General features: G+C 59.0%; 13 protein-coding genes and 3 tRNA genes. 14 read left to right on the top strand and 2 right to left on the bottom strand.

The window, feature by feature from the left end:
* Positions 1–6: 6 nt before the first annotated feature.
* Both AC3ISG_RS17825 and cysS read left to right on the top strand, forming a co-directional pair.
* Positions 7–1,704 (top strand): glutamine--tRNA ligase/YqeY domain fusion protein, encoded by a 1,698-nt coding sequence (locus AC3ISG_RS17825; protein WP_074892090.1) that lies wholly within the window; start codon positions 7–9, stop codon positions 1,702–1,704.
* Between the two features lie 10 nt (positions 1,705–1,714).
* On the top strand, positions 1,715–3,097 hold the full coding sequence (gene cysS, locus AC3ISG_RS17820; protein WP_489297587.1) for a cysteine--tRNA ligase: 1,383 nt from the start codon (positions 1,715–1,717) through the stop codon (positions 3,095–3,097).
* Positions 3,098–3,310: 213 nt separating this feature from the next.
* Here the strand turns inward: cysS and AC3ISG_RS17815 are convergent, their stop codons facing one another.
* Positions 3,311–5,176 carry a sigma-54-dependent Fis family transcriptional regulator gene (locus tag AC3ISG_RS17815; protein WP_108121396.1) on the bottom strand — a complete coding sequence of 622 codons (1,866 nt, stop codon included), beginning with the start codon at positions 5,174–5,176 and terminating at the stop codon, positions 3,311–3,313.
* A 356-nt stretch (positions 5,177–5,532) separates the two neighbouring features.
* Between AC3ISG_RS17815 and AC3ISG_RS17810 the strand changes: the two genes are divergently transcribed.
* From AC3ISG_RS17810 to AC3ISG_RS17785, 6 genes are all read left to right on the top strand, one after another.
* On the top strand, positions 5,533–6,627 hold the full coding sequence (locus AC3ISG_RS17810) for an ABC transporter ATP-binding protein (RefSeq protein WP_074892082.1): 1,095 nt from the start codon (positions 5,533–5,535) through the stop codon (positions 6,625–6,627).
* On the top strand, positions 6,627–7,757 hold the full coding sequence (locus tag AC3ISG_RS17805) for an ABC transporter ATP-binding protein (RefSeq protein WP_489297586.1): 1,131 nt from the start codon (positions 6,627–6,629) through the stop codon (positions 7,755–7,757). The genes AC3ISG_RS17810 and AC3ISG_RS17805 overlap by 1 nt, the downstream gene beginning before the upstream one ends.
* Complete coding sequence (locus AC3ISG_RS17800; protein WP_065986434.1) at positions 7,750–8,616, top strand: carbohydrate ABC transporter permease; 867 nt, start codon at positions 7,750–7,752, stop codon at positions 8,614–8,616. Before AC3ISG_RS17805 ends, AC3ISG_RS17800 begins: the two co-directional genes overlap by 8 nt.
* A gap of 27 nt (positions 8,617–8,643) precedes the next feature.
* Complete coding sequence (locus AC3ISG_RS17795) at positions 8,644–9,444, top strand: carbohydrate ABC transporter permease (RefSeq protein WP_074892149.1); 801 nt, start codon at positions 8,644–8,646, stop codon at positions 9,442–9,444.
* 11 nt (positions 9,445–9,455) lie between these two features.
* On the top strand, positions 9,456–9,728 hold the full coding sequence (locus tag AC3ISG_RS17790) for a DUF2160 domain-containing protein (protein WP_065986436.1): 273 nt from the start codon (positions 9,456–9,458) through the stop codon (positions 9,726–9,728).
* A gap of 98 nt (positions 9,729–9,826) precedes the next feature.
* Positions 9,827–11,599, top strand: a complete 1,773-nt coding sequence (locus AC3ISG_RS17785; RefSeq protein ID WP_489297585.1) for an ABC transporter substrate-binding protein — start codon at positions 9,827–9,829, stop codon at positions 11,597–11,599.
* Positions 11,600–11,689: 90 nt separating this feature from the next.
* Here AC3ISG_RS17785 and folD read toward each other — a convergent pair whose 3' ends face one another.
* On the bottom strand, positions 11,690–12,544 hold the full coding sequence (gene folD, locus AC3ISG_RS17780) for a bifunctional methylenetetrahydrofolate dehydrogenase/methenyltetrahydrofolate cyclohydrolase FolD (protein ID WP_489297584.1): 855 nt from the start codon (positions 12,542–12,544) through the stop codon (positions 11,690–11,692).
* Positions 12,545–12,854: 310 nt separating this feature from the next.
* Here folD and AC3ISG_RS17775 point away from each other — a divergent pair.
* The 6 genes from AC3ISG_RS17775 (at position 12,855) to clpX (ending at position 17,025) form a co-directional block, all read left to right on the top strand.
* A tRNA-Arg gene (locus AC3ISG_RS17775) sits at positions 12,855–12,931 on the top strand.
* 59 nt (positions 12,932–12,990) lie between these two features.
* Positions 12,991–13,066, top strand: a tRNA-His gene (locus tag AC3ISG_RS17770).
* Between the two features lie 57 nt (positions 13,067–13,123).
* Positions 13,124–13,208 (top strand) — tRNA-Leu (locus AC3ISG_RS17765).
* 374 nt (positions 13,209–13,582) lie between these two features.
* The gene (gene tig, locus AC3ISG_RS17760; protein WP_122537613.1) at positions 13,583–14,893 is read left to right on the top strand and encodes a trigger factor; all 1,311 of its coding nucleotides are present in this window, start codon (positions 13,583–13,585) and stop codon (positions 14,891–14,893) included.
* 91 nt (positions 14,894–14,984) lie between these two features.
* Entirely contained in the window at positions 14,985–15,626 is a 642-nt protein-coding gene (clpP, locus tag AC3ISG_RS17755) for an ATP-dependent Clp endopeptidase proteolytic subunit ClpP (protein WP_122537614.1), read from the top strand.
* A 115-nt stretch (positions 15,627–15,741) separates the two neighbouring features.
* Entirely contained in the window at positions 15,742–17,025 is a 1,284-nt protein-coding gene (gene clpX, locus AC3ISG_RS17750) for an ATP-dependent Clp protease ATP-binding subunit ClpX (RefSeq protein WP_037013640.1), read from the top strand.
* Positions 17,026–17,103 lie beyond the last annotated feature (78 nt).

Here is a 17,103-nt window from a genome sequence, read left to right as displayed (position 1 = left end):
GATCCTATGAGCAAGCCCACTCAAGATGCCGCTGCGAATTCAAAGGCAGGCCCTGCCATTCCAACCAACTTCCTGCGCCCCATCGTGCAGGCAGACCTGGATTCGGGCAAGCACACCCAGATCGTGACCCGCTTCCCGCCGGAGCCCAACGGCTACCTGCACATCGGTCATGCCAAGTCGATCTGCGTCAACTTTGGTCTGGCTCAGGAATTTGGCGGCGTCACGCATCTGCGCTTCGACGACACCAACCCGGCGAAGGAAGACCAGGAATACATCGACGCCATCGAAGCCGACGTCAAATGGCTGGGCTTCGAGTGGTCCGGCGAAGTGCGTTATGCCTCGCAATACTTCGACCAGCTGTACGCCTGGGCGGTCCATCTCATCGAGACGGGCAAGGCCTATGTCGATGACCTGACCCCCGAGCAGGCCCGCGAATACCGCGGCACCCTGACCGAGCCGGGCAAGAACAGCCCGTTTCGCGATCGCAGCGTCGAAGAAAACCTCGACCTGTTCAGCCGCATGAAAGCCGGCGAGTTCGAAGACGGCGCCCGCGTCCTGCGCGCCAAGATCGACATGGCGTCGCCGAACATGAACCTGCGCGATCCGATCCTCTACCGCATTCGTCACGCCCACCATCACCAGACCGGTGATAAGTGGTGCATCTACCCGATCTACGATTTCACCCACGGTCAATCGGACGCCATCGAAGGCATCACCCATTCGATCTGCACTTTGGAATTCGAGAGCCATCGCCCGCTCTACGAGTGGTTCCTCGACAACCTGCCGGTGCCGTGCAAACCGCGCCAGTACGAGTTCTCGCGCCTGAACCTGAACTACACCATCACCAGCAAGCGCAAGCTCAAGCAACTGGTCGATGAAAAGCACGTGCATGGCTGGGACGATCCGCGCATGTCGACGCTCTCGGGCTTCCGCCGTCGCGGTTACACCCCGGCGTCGATCCGCAATTTCTGCGAAATGATCGGCACCAACCGTTCCGACGGCGTGGTCGATTTCGGCATGTTGGAATTCAGTATCCGTCAGGACCTGGACCACAACGCCCCGCGCGCCATGTGCGTGCTGCGTCCGCTGAAAGTCGTGATCACCAATTACCCGGAAGGCCAGGTCGACCACCTCGAACTGCCGCGCCATCCGCAGAAGGAAGAGCTCGGCGTGCGCAAGCTGCCGTTCTCCCGCGAGATCTACATCGACCGTGAAGACTTCATGGAAGAGCCGCCGAAAGGCTACAAGCGTCTGGAGCCCAACGGCGAAGTGCGCCTGCGTGGAAGCTACGTGATTCGCGCCGACGAAGCGATCAAAGACGCCGACGGCAACATTGTCGAGCTGCGTTGCTCCTACGACCCGGAAACCCTGGGCAAGAACCCTGAAGGCCGCAAGGTCAAAGGCGTTGTGCACTGGGTGCCGGCAGCGGAAAGCATCGAGTGCGAAGTGCGTCTGTACGACCGTCTGTTCCTGTCGGCAAACCCTGAGAAAGCAGAAGAGGGCAAGACCTTCCTGGACAACATCAACCCAGGCTCCTTGCAGGTGTTGACCGGTTGTCGCGCTGAACCGTCATTGGCTGACGCTCAGCCGGAAGACCGTTTCCAGTTCGAACGCGAAGGCTATTTCAGCGCGGATCTGAAGGACTCGAAACCCGGTCATCCGGTCTTTAACCGGACTGTGACGCTCCGCGATTCGTGGAGCTAAGGTAGGCAACGTGCTTTCTATCTACAACACGCTCAGCAAGAGCAAAGAAGTCTTCAAACCGCTAAACGGCAACAAGGTGCGCATGTACGTCTGCGGGATGACCGTGTACGACTACTGCCACCTGGGCCACGGCCGCAGCATGGTGGCGTTCGATGTCGTGACCCGCTGGCTGCGTTTCAGCGGCTACGACCTGACCTACGTGCGCAACATCACCGACATCGACGACAAGATCATCAACCGAGCCCGTGAAAACGGTGAGGCGTTCGATGCCCTGACCGCGCGCATGATCGACGCGATGCACGAGGACGAAGCGCGCCTGAACATCCTCAAGCCGGACATGGAGCCGCGTGCCACCGATTACATCGGCGGCATGCACGACATGATCCAGCGCCTGATCGACAAGGGCTATGCCTACGCACCGGGCAATGGCGACGTGTATTACCGCGTCGGCAAATTCCTCGGTTACGGCAAGCTGTCGCGCAAGAAGATCGAAGACCTGCGCATCGGCGCGCGGATCGAGGTTGACGAAGCCAAGGACGACCCGCTGGATTTCGTGCTGTGGAAAGGCGTCAAGCCGGGCGAGCCGAGCTGGGAATCGCCGTGGGGCGCAGGGCGTCCGGGCTGGCACATCGAGTGCTCGGTGATGTCCACCTGCTGCCTGGGTGAGACCTTCGACATCCATGGCGGCGGCAGCGATCTGGAATTCCCGCACCACGAAAACGAGATTGCCCAGAGCGAAGCCGCGACCGGCAAGACCTACGCCAACGCCTGGTTGCACTGCGGCATGATCCGCATCAATGGCGAGAAGATGTCCAAGTCCTTGAACAACTTCTTCACCATTCGCGACGTGCTGGATAAATACCACCCGGAAGTGGTGCGTTATCTATTGGTTTCGAGCCACTACCGCAGCGCGATCAACTATTCCGAAGACAGCCTGAAGGAATCCAAAGGCGCTCTGGAGCGGTTCTATCATGCGCTCAAAGGCCTGCCGGTTGCCGAGCCTGCGGGTGGTGAAGCGTACGTCGAGCGTTTTTCGGCGGCGATGAACGACGACTTCGGCACGCCTGAAGCGTGCGCCGTGCTGTTTGAGATGGTTCGCGAGATCAACCGTCTGCGCGACAGCGATGTCAACGCAGCGGCAGGTCTGGCGGCGCGCTTGAAGGAACTGGCCAGTGTGCTGGGTGTGTTGCAACTGGAAGCCGACGACTTCCTGCGCGCCGGCGCCGAAGGGCGAGTGGATGCCGCTGAAGTCGAAGCCTTGATTGCCGCACGCCTGCAGGCGCGCGCTGACAAGAACTGGGCTGAAGGCGACCGCATCCGCGATCAACTCACCGCCATGGGCGTGGTGCTGGAAGACAGCAAAGGCAGCACCACCTGGCGCTTGGCGGATTGATCGACCGTCCAGACGCTACGACGTCGCGCTGGAAACACGGTTAATGTGGGAGTGACCGGGGTGGCGCTCCCACAGGTCACCTGCCAGTAGATACATCTGCAGCGATCGTTCCCACGCTCTGCGTGGGAATACCTCGTCTGACGCTCCGCGTCTAATTTGACGCGGAGCGTCATCGGCGGGTTGCCATGCGGAGCGTGGGAACCATCTAAGACTTCAAAACCCCTGTTCCCGCAGTCGCTTGTACAGCGTATTCCGGCTCACCCCCAGCCGCTTCGCCAGCTGCGAGATATTCCCGCCTGCCGCCTGCAACAACTCGCTCAGTTCCTCAGGCGTATCCAGCGCAGCCTTGCGGTTGAGCACTGTCTCGGGCTCGACGCGCTCGCAGCCCATCGCCAGATCCGCAAAAAAGTCTTCCGGCAGATGCTCGGTGGAAATCGGCTGATCGTCGGCGAGCGCCAACGCCACCTGAATCACGTTGCTCAACTGCCGCAGGTTCCCCGGCCACGGGTGCCGTTCGAACAACTCCATCACCTGCGGCTCAAACCCCGCGGTCTGCTGCGGTTCGCGGTGCTGCTCCCAAATGGCACGCACCAGCGCGGGTTTGTCGCTGCGATCCCGCAACGGCGGCAACTCCAGGTTCAGGCCGCTGATGCGGTAGTACAAATCCTGACGAAACCGCCCGTTCTGCACATGCTCGCGCAGTGAACAATGGGTCGCGGAAATCACCCGGATGTCCACCGGGTACAACTCGCTGCTGCCCACCGGCTGCACGCACCGTTCCTGCAACACCCGCAGCAAGCGCGCCTGAACCGGGAGCGGCATGTCGCCGATTTCATCGAGGAACAGCGTGCCTTTGTCGGCCTTGCGGATGAGCCCGATGCTGCCTTTATGGTGGGCGCCGGTGAACGCGCCTTTTTCATAGCCAAACAACTCGGCCTCGACCAGTTCCGACGGGATCGCCGCGCAGTTCACGGCAATCATGGGCTGATCGGCGCGGGAGCTGGCACGGTGCAGGGCCTTGACGAACACTTCCTTGCCTACGCCTGTTTCGCCGAGGATCAACAGCGGGACGTTCTTCTCCAGCAGTCGCTGACCTTGGCGCGCGGCTTTCTCAACCCGCTCATCACCCAGCCCTGGCTCAATGGCGCCAACGGTGACCGACCGTGACACAACCGGTGCTTGCACCGGAATTGGCACCGGTACCGTTCTGAGCTTGAGCACCGGCGCCTTCGGCCGCTTCAGCACGCAATGAAAACGGTTGTGGCCAGAGGCCTGAAGCGGGAAAGGCTGGCCTTCCGGTTGATCAAGCAGGTCGGCGATCGGCGCCTTGAACAGGTTTTCGATGTTGGCGTTGAGCAGGCTGACGCCCAAAAGGTTGTCGGCGCGGCGGTTGGCACAGAGCACCCGGCCGCTTTCGTCGAACACCAGCAGCCCGGCCCACTGGCTGTCGAGGTTGTTCAGGCCGGTATTGAACACCAGCTGGAAATGGCTGTGCTGAAATTGGTCGAGGATCAACCGGTTTTCGATGGTCTGGCCCATCATCTTGACCATCCCAAGGGTGTGGGAGGGCGGCAGGAAGCTGTCGCTGGACACATCGAGCACTGCGATCATCCGCCGCGACGCATCAAAAATCGGCGCCGCCGACCCGGTCATGAAACGGTTGGCCTTGAGAAAGTGTTCATCGTGTTCAATGTGAACAGCCTGTTCACACGCCAGGGCCGTACCAATAGCATTGGTGCCGGCGCTTTGCTCCAGCCAGCTGGCCCCGGCGACGAAACCCGGTTGTTGATCTGGCTCGACGAAGCGCTTGTTGCCCCAGGAATTGAGCACTTGGCCCTGATGATCGGCGAGCAGAATCAGGCAATTGGAATTGCTCAGGATGTTCTCGTAGAAGGGCAGCACCTGCTGATGGGTGGTCTGCACCAGTGAATGATGGCGCTCGAGCAGTTGCGAAACCTGCTGATCGGGCAGGCGGCCAAAGGACGGCCGTGACTGGTGGTCGAGGCCGAACTCGCGGCAACGGGCCCACGAGTCCTGAATGATGGTGTCGTGGCTGGGGGATGCGCCTGCTGTGGCCATGAAATGGCTCCGTCCGAGTACTTTTTATTTATTGTTGTCGAGATGCCGCTAGGCAGAGCATCCGTGCTCGAAAACGTCCACCCATTGTTGTTCAGGATTGTTCAAAGTCAATGTTCATTTTGTTCAGGTGTTCAGCCTTTCCTGTTCATTTATGTTCATCAACGAATGCCGATATCTGCGGCAAATTGTCGCAACCGCTCTAGTCCGCGCATTTCAGCCAGAAAGCGCCTGAGCAGGCCGGTTGGCACGATTGTCGCTATCCAACAAGCGGTCAGCACAATCGGTCAACGGATGTCACGACCTGCCATACGGCACACACGCAACACCCCGAACAAAACAAATAAAAAGGGCACGCCATGTCTCTCACGCTTGAGCACGTCAGCCGCGCCGTCGACGGTCAGATCTGGATCGACGATGCTTCGCTGAGCTTTGAACCCGGCTCATTCAACGTATTGCTGGGGCGCACCTTATCAGGCAAAACCAGCCTGATGCGCTTGATGGCCGGTCTGGACAAGCCAGACAGCGGCCGGGTACTGATGAATGGCAAGGATGTCACCCAGGTCGCGGTGCGTCATCGCAACGTCTCCATGGTGTATCAGCAGTTCATCAACTATCCGAGCATGACCGTCTACGACAACATCGCCTCGCCACTGCGCCAGGCGAAGATGTCGAAGGATGAAATCGACCGCCGCGTCCGCGAAACCGCGAAGATGCTGCGCATCGAAAAATTCCTCAGCCGCCACCCCCTCGAATTGTCCGGCGGCCAGCAGCAGCGCACGGCGATGGCGCGGGCACTGGTCAAGGACGCCGAACTGATCCTGTTCGATGAGCCACTGGTCAATCTGGACTACAAGCTGCGCGAAGAGCTGCGTCAGGAAATGCGCCAGCTGTTCGAGACGCGCAATACCATCGCTATCTATGCCACCACCGAGCCGAACGAAGCGCTGGCGCTGGGCGGGACCACCACGATTCTGCACGAAGGTCGCGTGATTCAGAGCGGCCGTACGCCCGAGGTGTATCACCAGCCGAAAACCGTGCTGGCCGCCGAGTTGTTCTCCGAGCCGCCGATCAACCTGATGCCAGGCCGCATCGAAGGCAACGAAGTGAGCTTTGCCAACTTCGTGCACTTTCCGCTGAACGTCGACCTGCGCACCATCGGCGACGGCGAGTACCGCTTTGGCGTGCGCCCGAGCCACCTGAGTCTGGTGCCGTCCAACGACGACGACCTCGAGTTGGCGGTCACCGTCGAACTCGCCGAGATCAGCGGTTCGGAAACCTTCCTGCACGTGCGCAACGAGCATTTCTCGCTGGTGCTGCATTTGCCGGGCGTCCATGAGTACGACGTGGACACGCCGATCCGCGTGTACATCCCGACTCACAAACTGTTCGTATTCGATCAGCAGGGCGGCCTGATTCAGGCACCGGGCCTGCGCATGGCGAGGGTTGCCTGATGGCCGAGATCCGCTTGCAACAACTCGCGCACAGCTACAGCGCCAATCCGACCGGCCCTGAAGACTATGCCATCCGCGAAATGACCCACATATGGGAGCAGGGCGGCGCGTATGCCTTGCTCGGCCCGTCCGGCTGCGGCAAGTCGACCCTGCTCAATATCATCTCCGGCCTGCTCAGCCCGTCCGAAGGCAAGGTTCTGTTCGACACCACCGTGGTCAACGACATGTCGCCGGAAGAGCGCAACATCGCTCAGGTTTTCCAGTTCCCGGTGGTCTACGACACCATGACGGTGTATGACAACCTCGCCTTCCCGCTGCGCAATCAGGGCATGCCGGAAGCGAAAGTAAAGATCAAGGTGCAGGAAATCGCCGACGTGCTGGATCTGCAGCCGTTGCTGAAGAAGAAAGCCAAAGGCCTCACCGCTGACGAAAAACAGAAAGTCTCCATGGGCCGCGGGCTGGTTCGCGATGACGTGTCGGCGATTCTGTTCGACGAACCGCTGACGGTGATCGACCCGCACCTGAAGTGGAAACTGCGCCGCAAGCTCAAGCAGATTCACGAGCAGTTCAACATCACCATGGTCTACGTCACCCACGATCAGCTGGAGGCGTCGACGTTCGCCGACAAGATTGCAGTGATGTACGGCGGCCAGATCGTCCAGTTCGGCACCCCGCGCGAACTGTTTGAAAAGCCGCACCACACCTTTGTCGGCTACTTCATCGGCAGCCCCGGGATGAACCTCATCGAGGTCAAGCCTGAAGCCGGCGGGGTGGGCTTTGGTGGCATTCATCTGCCGTTGTCCGACGCCTTGCAGCAGCGCTTGGCAGTCACTAAATGGAGCACGTTGAAAGTCGGTATTCGTCCCGAGTTCGTGCACGTGTGGGACGGCCCGGTGGATGACGCCATGCAGGCTGAAGTCACCTACGTTGAGGACCTGGGGACCTACAAGATCCTCACCCTCAAGCTGGCTGGCCAGCTGTTGAAAGTACGCCTGCAGGAAGACAAGCCGGTGCCTCAGGGCCAGGCCTGGGTCAGTTTCCCTGCGCAATGGCTGATGCTCTACGCCGATGAATTTCTGCTGGAGGCCGCGACGAACACACTGTCGGCCAGCGAGGTGTCCCATGACTAAAGTGCAAAACAACAAGGCCTGGTGGCTGGTGCTGCCGGTGTTCCTGCTGGTGGCATTCAGCGCCATCATTCCGATGATGACCGTGGTCAACTATTCGGTGCAGGACATCTTCGACCAGTCCAGCCGTTACTTCGTCGGCGCCGACTGGTTCCGGCAAGTGCTGCAGGACCCGCGCCTGCATGACTCCCTGCTGCGCCAGTTCATCTACTCCGCCTGCGTGCTGCTGATCGAAATCCCGCTGGGCATCGGCATCGCCCTGACCATGCCGACCAAGGGACGCTGGTCGTCGCTGTGCCTGATCGTCATGACCATTCCGCTGCTGATCCCCTTCAACGTGGTCGGCACCATCTGGCAGATCTTCGGCCGTGGCGATATCGGTCTGCTGGGCTGGGTCCTCAACGATGTGCTGGGCATCAGCTACAACTACGCAGCGAATGCGTCGGACGCCTGGGTGACCGTGCTGGTCATCGACGTCTGGCACTGGACCTCACTGGTGGCGTTACTGTGCTACTCGGGTCTGCGCGCCATTCCGGACGTGTACTACCAGGCCGCGCGAATTGACCGGGCGTCCAACTGGGCGGTGTTCCGACACATCCAGCTACCGAAGATGAAGAGCGTGCTGCTGATCGCGGTGATGCTGCGCTTCATGGACAGCTTCATGATCTACACCGAGCCGTTCGTGCTCACCGGTGGCGGTCCGGGCAACTCGACGACCTTCCTCAGCCAGACCCTGACGACCATGGCGCTCGGCCAGTTCGACCTGGGCCCTGCGGCGGCGTTCTCGCTGGTGTATTTCCTGATCATTCTGTTGGTGTCGTGGGTGTTCTACACCGCCATGACCCACAGCGAAAAGAACTGAGGAGCGCCCATGAACAAGCGCGAGAAAGTGTCGTTCAAAAAGCTCATACCGCTGTGGATCTACCTGCTGTTTCTGCTGGTGCCGATCTACTGGCTGGTCAACATGTCGTTCAAGACCAACACCGAAATCCTCGGCGGCCTGACCCTGTTCCCACAGGACTTCACGCTGGCGAACTACAAGGTGATCTTCACCGACGAAAGCTGGTACAGCGGCTACATCAACTCGCTGTACTACGTCTGCCTGAATATGGTGATATCGCTGAGCGTCGCATTGCCTGCGGCCTACGCGTTTTCACGCTATCGTTTCCTCGGCGACAAACACCTGTTCTTCTGGCTCCTGACCAACCGCATGGCGCCACCAGCGGTTTTCCTGCTGCCGTTCTTCCAGCTGTATTCGTCGATCGGTCTGTTCGACACGCACATTGCGGTAGCGTTGGCGCATTGCCTGTTCAACGTGCCGCTGGCGGTGTGGATTCTGGAAGGCTTCATGTCCGGGGTGCCCAAGGAGATTGACGAAACGGCCTACATCGACGGCTATAGCTTTCCCAAGTTCTTCGGCAAGATTTTCATCCCGCTGATTGGCTCGGGCATCGGTGTGACGGCGTTCTTCTGCTTCATGTTCTCCTGGGTCGAGTTGCTGCTGGCGCGGACGCTGACTTCGGTCAACGCCAAGCCGATCGCGGCGGTCATGACCCGCACTGTTTCAGCGTCGGGGATCGATTGGGGGGTACTGGCGGCGGCGGGGGTGTTGACCATTCTGCCGGGCATGCTGGTGATCTGGTTCGTTCGTAATCACGTGGTCAAGGGCTTTGCTCTTGGTCGTGTCTGAGGAGTCGAAAAATGGAGTGGATGTCCTGGACCCTGCCAACTGCTATTTTCTTTGCGTCCATCGCTGCGATCCTGGTAGCGATGACGGCCTGGGAACTGCGTTCGGCGAGCATTGAGCGGCGTGGGTTTCTGCCGATCGCCACGACGCGCGGCGATCGTCTGTTCATTGGCCTGCTCGGAAGTGCTTACCTGCACCTGCTGGTCATCGGCGCGACGAGCTGGGATATCTGGGTGGCCTCCGGGTTATCCCTGGTCTGGCTGTTGGTGGTGATGCGTTGGGGTTGAAAAGGTTTTGCCAGCAGGTGGCAGACGTACCCCCTGCTGCAAGCGAATGACGAAGGTTGAAACGCGGGATCACATAAGATTCAACACAAGAGGTGTCTATGTTCAATAAGAAAAACAAGCTGCGACATAGTGTGACGGTAGCAACGATGGTGATGCTCAGTGGCTTGAGCGTGTCGGCATGGGCCGATCAGTACGAGGATGCGGCGAAGAAATGGGCCGACAGCGAGTTCAAGCCGAGCACGCTCTCCGATGCCGATAAGCTCAAGGAACTGGAGTGGTTCATCAAGGCCGCCGAGCCGTTCCGCGGCATGGACATCAAGGTGGTTTCCGAAACCTTGACCACCCATGAATACGAATCCAAAACCCTGGCCAAGGCGTTCACCGAAATCACCGGCATCAAGGTCACCCACGACCTGCTGCAGGAAGGCGACGTGATCGAGAAACTGCAGACCGCCATGCAGTCCAACCAGAGTATCTACGACGGCTGGGTCAACGACTCCGATCTGATCGGTACGCACTTCCGCTACGGCAAGGCGATGTCTCTGACAGATCTGATGGCCAGCCCGGAAGGGGCGAAAGTCACTTCTCCGACGCTTGACCTCAAGGACTTCATCGGTACGTCCTTTACCACCGCGCCGGACGGCAAGCTTTACCAACTGCCTGACCAGCAATTTGCCAACCTGTACTGGTTCCGCGCTGACTGGTTCGAGCGTCCTGATCTGAAAGAGAAGTTCAAAGCCAAATACGGCTACGAGCTGGGCGTGCCGGTGAACTGGTCTGCGTATGAAGACATCGCCAAGTTCTTCAGCGAAGACGTCAAAGAGCTCGACGGCAAGAAAGTCTATGGCCACATGGACTACGGCAAAAAAGACCCGTCGCTGGGCTGGCGCTTCACCGATGCCTGGTTCTCCATGGCCGGCAGCGGCGACAAAGGCTTGCCGAATGGCTTGCCGGTCGACGAGTGGGGCATCCGCGTAGAGGACTGCCACCCGGTCGGTTCGAGCATCACCCGCGGCGGCGACACCAACGGCCCGGCCGCTGTGTACGCCACTCAGAAGTACATCGACTGGCTCAAGGCCTACGCGCCGCCTGAAGCGGCAGGCATGACCTTCTCCGAGTCCGGTCCGGTGCCGTCCCAGGGTAACGTCGCGCAGCAGATATTCTGGTACACCGCTTTCACCGCTGACATGACCAAGCCGGGTCTGCCGGTCATGAACGCCGACGGCACGCCGAAATGGCGGATGGCACCATCGCCAAAAGGTCCTTACTGGAAAGAGGGCATGAAGCTGGGTTATCAGGACGTGGGCTCCTGGACCTTCCTCAAGTCCACCGAAGAGAAGAAACGCCTGGCCGCCTGGCTCTACGCGCAGTTCGTGACGTCGAAGTCCGTCTCGCTGAAGAAAACCATCGTGGGCCTGACGCCGATTCGTGAATCGGACATCAACTCTAAAGAGATGACCGCCCTGGCGCCGAAACTCGGTGGTCTGGTCGAGTTCTACCGCAGCCCGGCCCGTGTGCAATGGTCGCCAACCGGCACCAACGTTCCGGATTATCCGAAGTTGGCTCAGTTGTGGTGGAGTCACGTCGCTGAAGCCGTTACCGGCGAGAAAAGCGCGCAAGCGGCCCTCGACGGTCTGGCCAAGGATCAGGATGCAATCATGACCCGCATCGAGCGCTCCAAGGTTCAGGAACCAAGCGGTTGCGCGCCGAAGATGAACCCGGAAACCTCGGCCGAAGAGTGGTACACCAAAGCCGAGAAGAGCAACGGTGCGTTCCTCGCGCCACAACGCAAATTGGCCAACGAGAAACCGAAGGGCGAAACCATCGCTTACTCGGACCTCTTGAAGAGCTGGGAAGCCGCGAAGAAGTAACCTGCACGTTTCTACGTTCGGCGCATAAAAAAACGGCACCCTTGGGTGCCGTTTTTCATGTGTGCGCTGTGGGGCTCGTGGCTTGGGAAATCAGCCGTGCAGCGTTTCAGCCGCGTACAGCGTGTTTTCCAGCAGGCAGGCGCGGGTCATCGGGCCGACGCCGCCTGGCACCGGAGTGATCCAGCCGGCGCGGGGCACGGCGGTGTCGTACACCACATCGCCCACCAGCTTGCCGTCATCCTGACGGTTGATGCCGACGTCGATGACGATCGCGCCTTCCTTGATCCACTCGCCCTTGACCAGGCCCGGCTTACCGGCAGCCACGACCACCAGATCGGCGCGCCCGACGTGTCCGGCCAGATCCTGGGTGAAACGATGGGTCACGGTCACGGTGCAGCCCGCCAGCAGCAGCTCCATCGCCATTGGTCGACCCACAATGTTGGAGGCGCCCACCACTACAGCGTCCTTGCCGTACAGATCGACACCGGTGCTTTCCAGCAGGGTCATGATGCCTTTGGGTGTGCAGGGCCGCAGCAGGGGAATGCGCTGGGCCAGACGACCCACGTTATAGGGGTGGAAGCCGTCGACGTCTTTATCCGGGCGGATGCGCTCCAGCAGGCTGGAAGATTCCAGATGCTCGGGCAGCGGCAGTTGCAGCAGGATGCCGTCGATGGCCGGATCGTCGTTGAGGCGATCGATCAGATCGGTCAGTTCGGTCTGGGTGGTTTCACTGGGCAGGTCGTAGGCCTGCGAGATGAAGCCGACCTCTTCGCAGTCTTTGCGTTTGTGCGAGACGTAAACCTGAGAGGCCGGGTCGCTGCCAACCAGAATCACCGCGAGGCCCGGCGTGCGCAGGCCTTGCTCGCGACGCTGGGCGACTCGTTGAGCGATCTGCTGGCGCAGGTTGGCTGCGATCGCTTTGCCGTCTATTAGTTTTGCAGTCATTACGCGTGATTAACCATCGGAAGGGGAGGGAAAAAGAGCGCGCATTCTCGCATGACCTGACCCAAGGGCAAAGACGGTTGGTCCGCTTAATAAGCTAAGCCCTTTAATTAACTGAATTTTTTAGAAAAAAGTGTTGACGACCTTTTGGGCCGTCTATAAGATTCGTCGCACTTGTCGGGCACAACCCCACACAGGATAAGCCGGAAGCGGTAGATCAGGTCGAAAGGTTGAATAAGTCAGGTAGAGTTAAGATCGGCTCAGCGTGATTGAAAGCTCTTAATTTGCAGTCTCATGAAGGCAAATGAAATAAGTGCCCGTAGCTCAGCTGGATAGAGCATCCGCCTTCTAAGCGGATGGTCGCAGGTTCGAGTCCTGCCGGGTGCGCCATTAGGCAGCTTTGGCACAAGTGGCATTCAGTTTGAATGCGTCGGTTACAACGCAATATGGTGGGCGTAGCTCAGTTGGTAGAGCACGGGATTGTGACTCCCGTTGTCGAGGGTTCGATCCCCTTCGTCCACCCCATATTCGAAAAGGCGCCAGATTCTTGATCTGGCGCCTTTGCTTTAAGCGCTTCAAAACGCGGATGTGGTGGAATTGGTAGACACACTGGATTTAGGTTCCAGCGCCGAAAGGTGTGAGAGTTCGAGTCTCTCCGTCCGCACCAGTTACAAGTCTCGCAACACCTCGGGTGTTGAGGGGCGAAAGAAAGCCGCCTAGTGCGGCTTTTTTTGTTTCAGCGTGCTGCTTTTTAACGCGGTGCGAGCTTGATGGGCCTATGACACAGGGCTCGTCCGGTGTGCTTCCAGGGACTGGATCATGTTTCGGTCGTCCTTTTGCTTCCTTTTATATAGGGGCGTATCAGGTGCGTTCCAGACACCTCCCGCAGGCTGAAACAGTCGTCTGCGATTCCCGGGCTGCATGCCACTTTATTTACCCTTGTTCAGTAGGGTGACTTCTTGAGTTTGACCCACTAGAATGCTTGCCCTTGATTCTGGGGTCGGAAACGGCCGGCTAACGTCTGTGCAACGAGGAATATCCATGCAAGTTTCTGTTGAAAACACTTCCGCTCTCGAGCGCCGCATGACCATTGGCGTGCCCGCTGAGCGCATCGAGACTGAAGTCAACAAGCGTCTGCAGCAGACCGCACGTAAAGCCAAGATCCCGGGCTTCCGCCCAGGCAAAGTGCCTATGAGCGTGATCCGCCAGCGTTACGAAGACGGTGCTCGTCAAGAAGCACTGGGCGACCTGATCCAGGCGACCTTCTACGAAGCAGTCGTCGAGCAAAAGCTGAACCCGGCCGGCGCACCGTCCGTCGAGCCTAAAACCTTCGAAAAGGGCAAGGACCTCGAGTACATCGCTACTTTCGAAGTGTTCCCTGAATTCACCGTTGCCGGTTTCGAGTCCATTTCCGTCGAGCGTCTGTCGGCTGACGTCGCTGATTCCGACCTGGACAACATGCTGGAAATCCTGCGCAAGCAGAACGTCAGCTTCGAAGTCGTTGACCGCGCTGCGCAAAATGAAGACCAACTGAACATTGACTTCGTCGGCAAGATCGACGGCGAAGCGTTCGCTGGCGGTTCGGCCACCGGTACTCAGCTGGTGCTGGGTTCGGGTCGCATGATCCCGGGTTTCGAAGACGGTCTGGTCGGCGCCAAAGCCGGTGAAGAGCGCGTTCTGAATCTGACCTTCCCAGAGGATTATCAGAATCTGGAACTGGCTGGCAAAACCGCCGAGTTCACCGTCACTGTCAACACTGTGTCGGCACCGACACTGCCTGAACTGAACGAGACCTTCTTCAAGCAGTTCGGCATCAAGGAAACCAACATCGAAGGCTTCCGCACCGAAGTTCGCAAGAACATGGAGCGCGAGCTGCGTCAGGCCATCAAGTCCAAGGTCAAGAATCAGGTAATGGACGGTCTGCTGGCCGCCAACCCGATCGAAGTGCCTAAAGCGCTGCTGGAAAACGAAGTGAATCGTCTGCGCGTTCAGGCTGTTCAGCAGTTCGGCGGCAACATCAAGCCTGACCAACTGCCGGCAGAGCTGTTCGAAGAGCAGGCCAAGCGCCGCGTTGAACTGGGCCTGATCGTGGCTGAAGTCGTCAAGCAATTCGACCTCAAGCCTGAAGACACTCGCGTTCGCGAGCTGATTCAGGAAATGGCTTCCGCTTACCAGGAGCCAGAGCAGGTTGTGGCCTGGTACTACAAGAACGAACAGCAAATGAACGAAGTTCGTTCGGTTGTGCTGGAAGAACAAGTTGTGGATACTGTTTTGCAGAAAGCGAGCGTGACCGACAAAGCGGTCTCGTACGAAGAGGCAGTCAAGCCGGTTGAAGCTCCACAAGCCGACTGATTTCCTTCTCTCGTTCGAAAACACCATAAGCCAGCCTTCGCGCTGGCTTATGCGTATTCAAGACATGACTATTTGGGAGTGAATGCGAGACATGTCCCGCAATTCTTATATTCAGCAGAACTCTGACATCCAGGCCGCTGGCGGCCTGGTCCCGATGGTTATCGAGCAGTCCGCCCGTGGCGAGCGCGCCTATGACATCTACTCCCGCCTGCTCAAGGAACGCGTCATCTTCCTGGTCGGTCCGGTTGAAGACTACATGGCCAACCTCATCTCGGCGCAGCTGCTGTTCCTTGAAGCGGAAAACCCGGACAAGGACATCCATCTTTACATCAACTCCCCAGGCGGTTCGGTGACTGCGGGCATGGCGATCTACGACACCATGCAGTTCATCAAGCCGGACGTTTCGACGACCGTCATGGGCCAGGCCTGCAGCATGGGCGCTTTCCTGCTGGCCGGTGGCGCCAAGGGCAAGCGGTTCGCACTGCCGAACTCTCGCGTCATGATTCACCAGCCGTTGGGCGGTTTTCAGGGCCAGGCGTCGGACATTGACATCCACGCGAAAGAAATCCTGTTCATCCGTCAACGTCTGAACGAGCTGCTGGCGCACCACACCGGCCAGACGCTGGAAGCAATCGAGCGCGACACCAACCGCGACAACTTCATGAGCGCCGAACGCGCTGCTGAATATGGTTTGGTGGACTCGGTGATCGACCGGCGTCAAATGACCAAATGATTGCGTGAAGGGCAATAATCCCGGGCGGTTGATACATCCATGCCGCCTGTGGACTTGAAAAATCGAGCAATTGCCCTCATCTTGTGTTGCAAGCCTACCGGATTGGATCGATCGAATGACTGACACCCGCAACGGCGAGGACAACGGCAAACTGCTTTATTGCTCCTTCTGTGGCAAAAGCCAGCATGAAGTGCGCAAGTTGATTGCCGGCCCCTCGGTATTTGTTTGTGACGAGTGCGTCGACCTGTGCAACGACATCATCCGCGAGGAGGTGCAGGAAGCACAGGCCGAGAGCAGCGCGCATAAACTGCCATCGCCTAAAGAAATCAGCGGCATCCTTGACCAGTACGTCATTGGTCAGGAACGTGCCAAAAAGGTTCTCGCAGTAGCGGTGTACAACCACTACAAGCGACTGAACCAGCGTGACAAGAAAAACGACGACGTTGAACTGGGCAAGAGCAACATCCTGCTGATCGGCCCCACGGGCTCCGGCAAGACGCTGCTGGCGGAAACGCTGGCTCGGTTGCTCAACGTTCCGTTCACCATCGCTGACGCCACCACCCTGACCGAAGCCGGTTATGTGGGTGAGGACGTCGAGAACATCATCCAGAAGCTGTTGCAGAAGTGCGATTACGATGTTGAGAAGGCCCAGATGGGTATCGTCTACATCGACGAAATCGACAAGATTTCGCGCAAGTCCGACAACCCTTCCATCACCCGTGATGTGTCGGGCGAAGGCGTGCAGCAGGCCTTGTTGAAGCTGATTGAGGGCACTGTCGCTTCCGTTCCGCCTCAAGGCGGTCGCAAGCATCCGCAGCAGGAATTCCTGCAGGTGGACACGCGCAATATCCTCTTCATCTGCGGCGGTGCGTTCTCTGGCCTGGAAAAGGTCATCCAGAATCGCTCCACCAAAGGCGGCATCGGCTTCAACGCCGAGGTGCGCAGCAAGGAAGAAGGCAAGAAGGTCGGCGAGTCCCTGCGTGAAGTCGAGCCTGACGATCTGGTCAAGTTTGGTCTGATTCCGGAATTCGTGGGTCGTCTGCCTGTACTGGCGACGCTGGACGAGCTGGACGAAGCTGCGCTGATGCAGATTCTGACCGAGCCGAAGAACGCGCTGACCAAGCAATACGGCAAGCTGTTCGAGATGGAAGGCGTGGACCTCGAGTTCCGCCCGGATGCGTTGAAATCGGTTGCCCGTCGTGCGCTTGAGCGCAAGACCGGTGCTCGCGGTCTGCGCTCCATCCTCGAAGGCGTTCTCCTCGACACCATGTACGAGATCCCGTCGCAGTCCGACGTGAGCAAGGTGGTGATCGATGAAAGCGTGATCGAGGGCACCTCCAAGCCGCTGTTGATTTATGAAAACAGCGAGCCACCTGCCAAGGCGGCACCCGACGCGTAGCCTGCTGGCAACGTACCGGGCGACTGGAAACGAAAAGGGCCCTCGGGCCCTTTTCGCGTTTCTTCCGAAGCCGGTCTG

The sequence above is a fragment of the Pseudomonas sp. GL_135 genome (assembly GCF_057834665.1).
The sequence above is the reverse complement of the archived record's forward strand: the minus strand, read 5'-3'. Positions and strand labels throughout refer to the sequence as shown.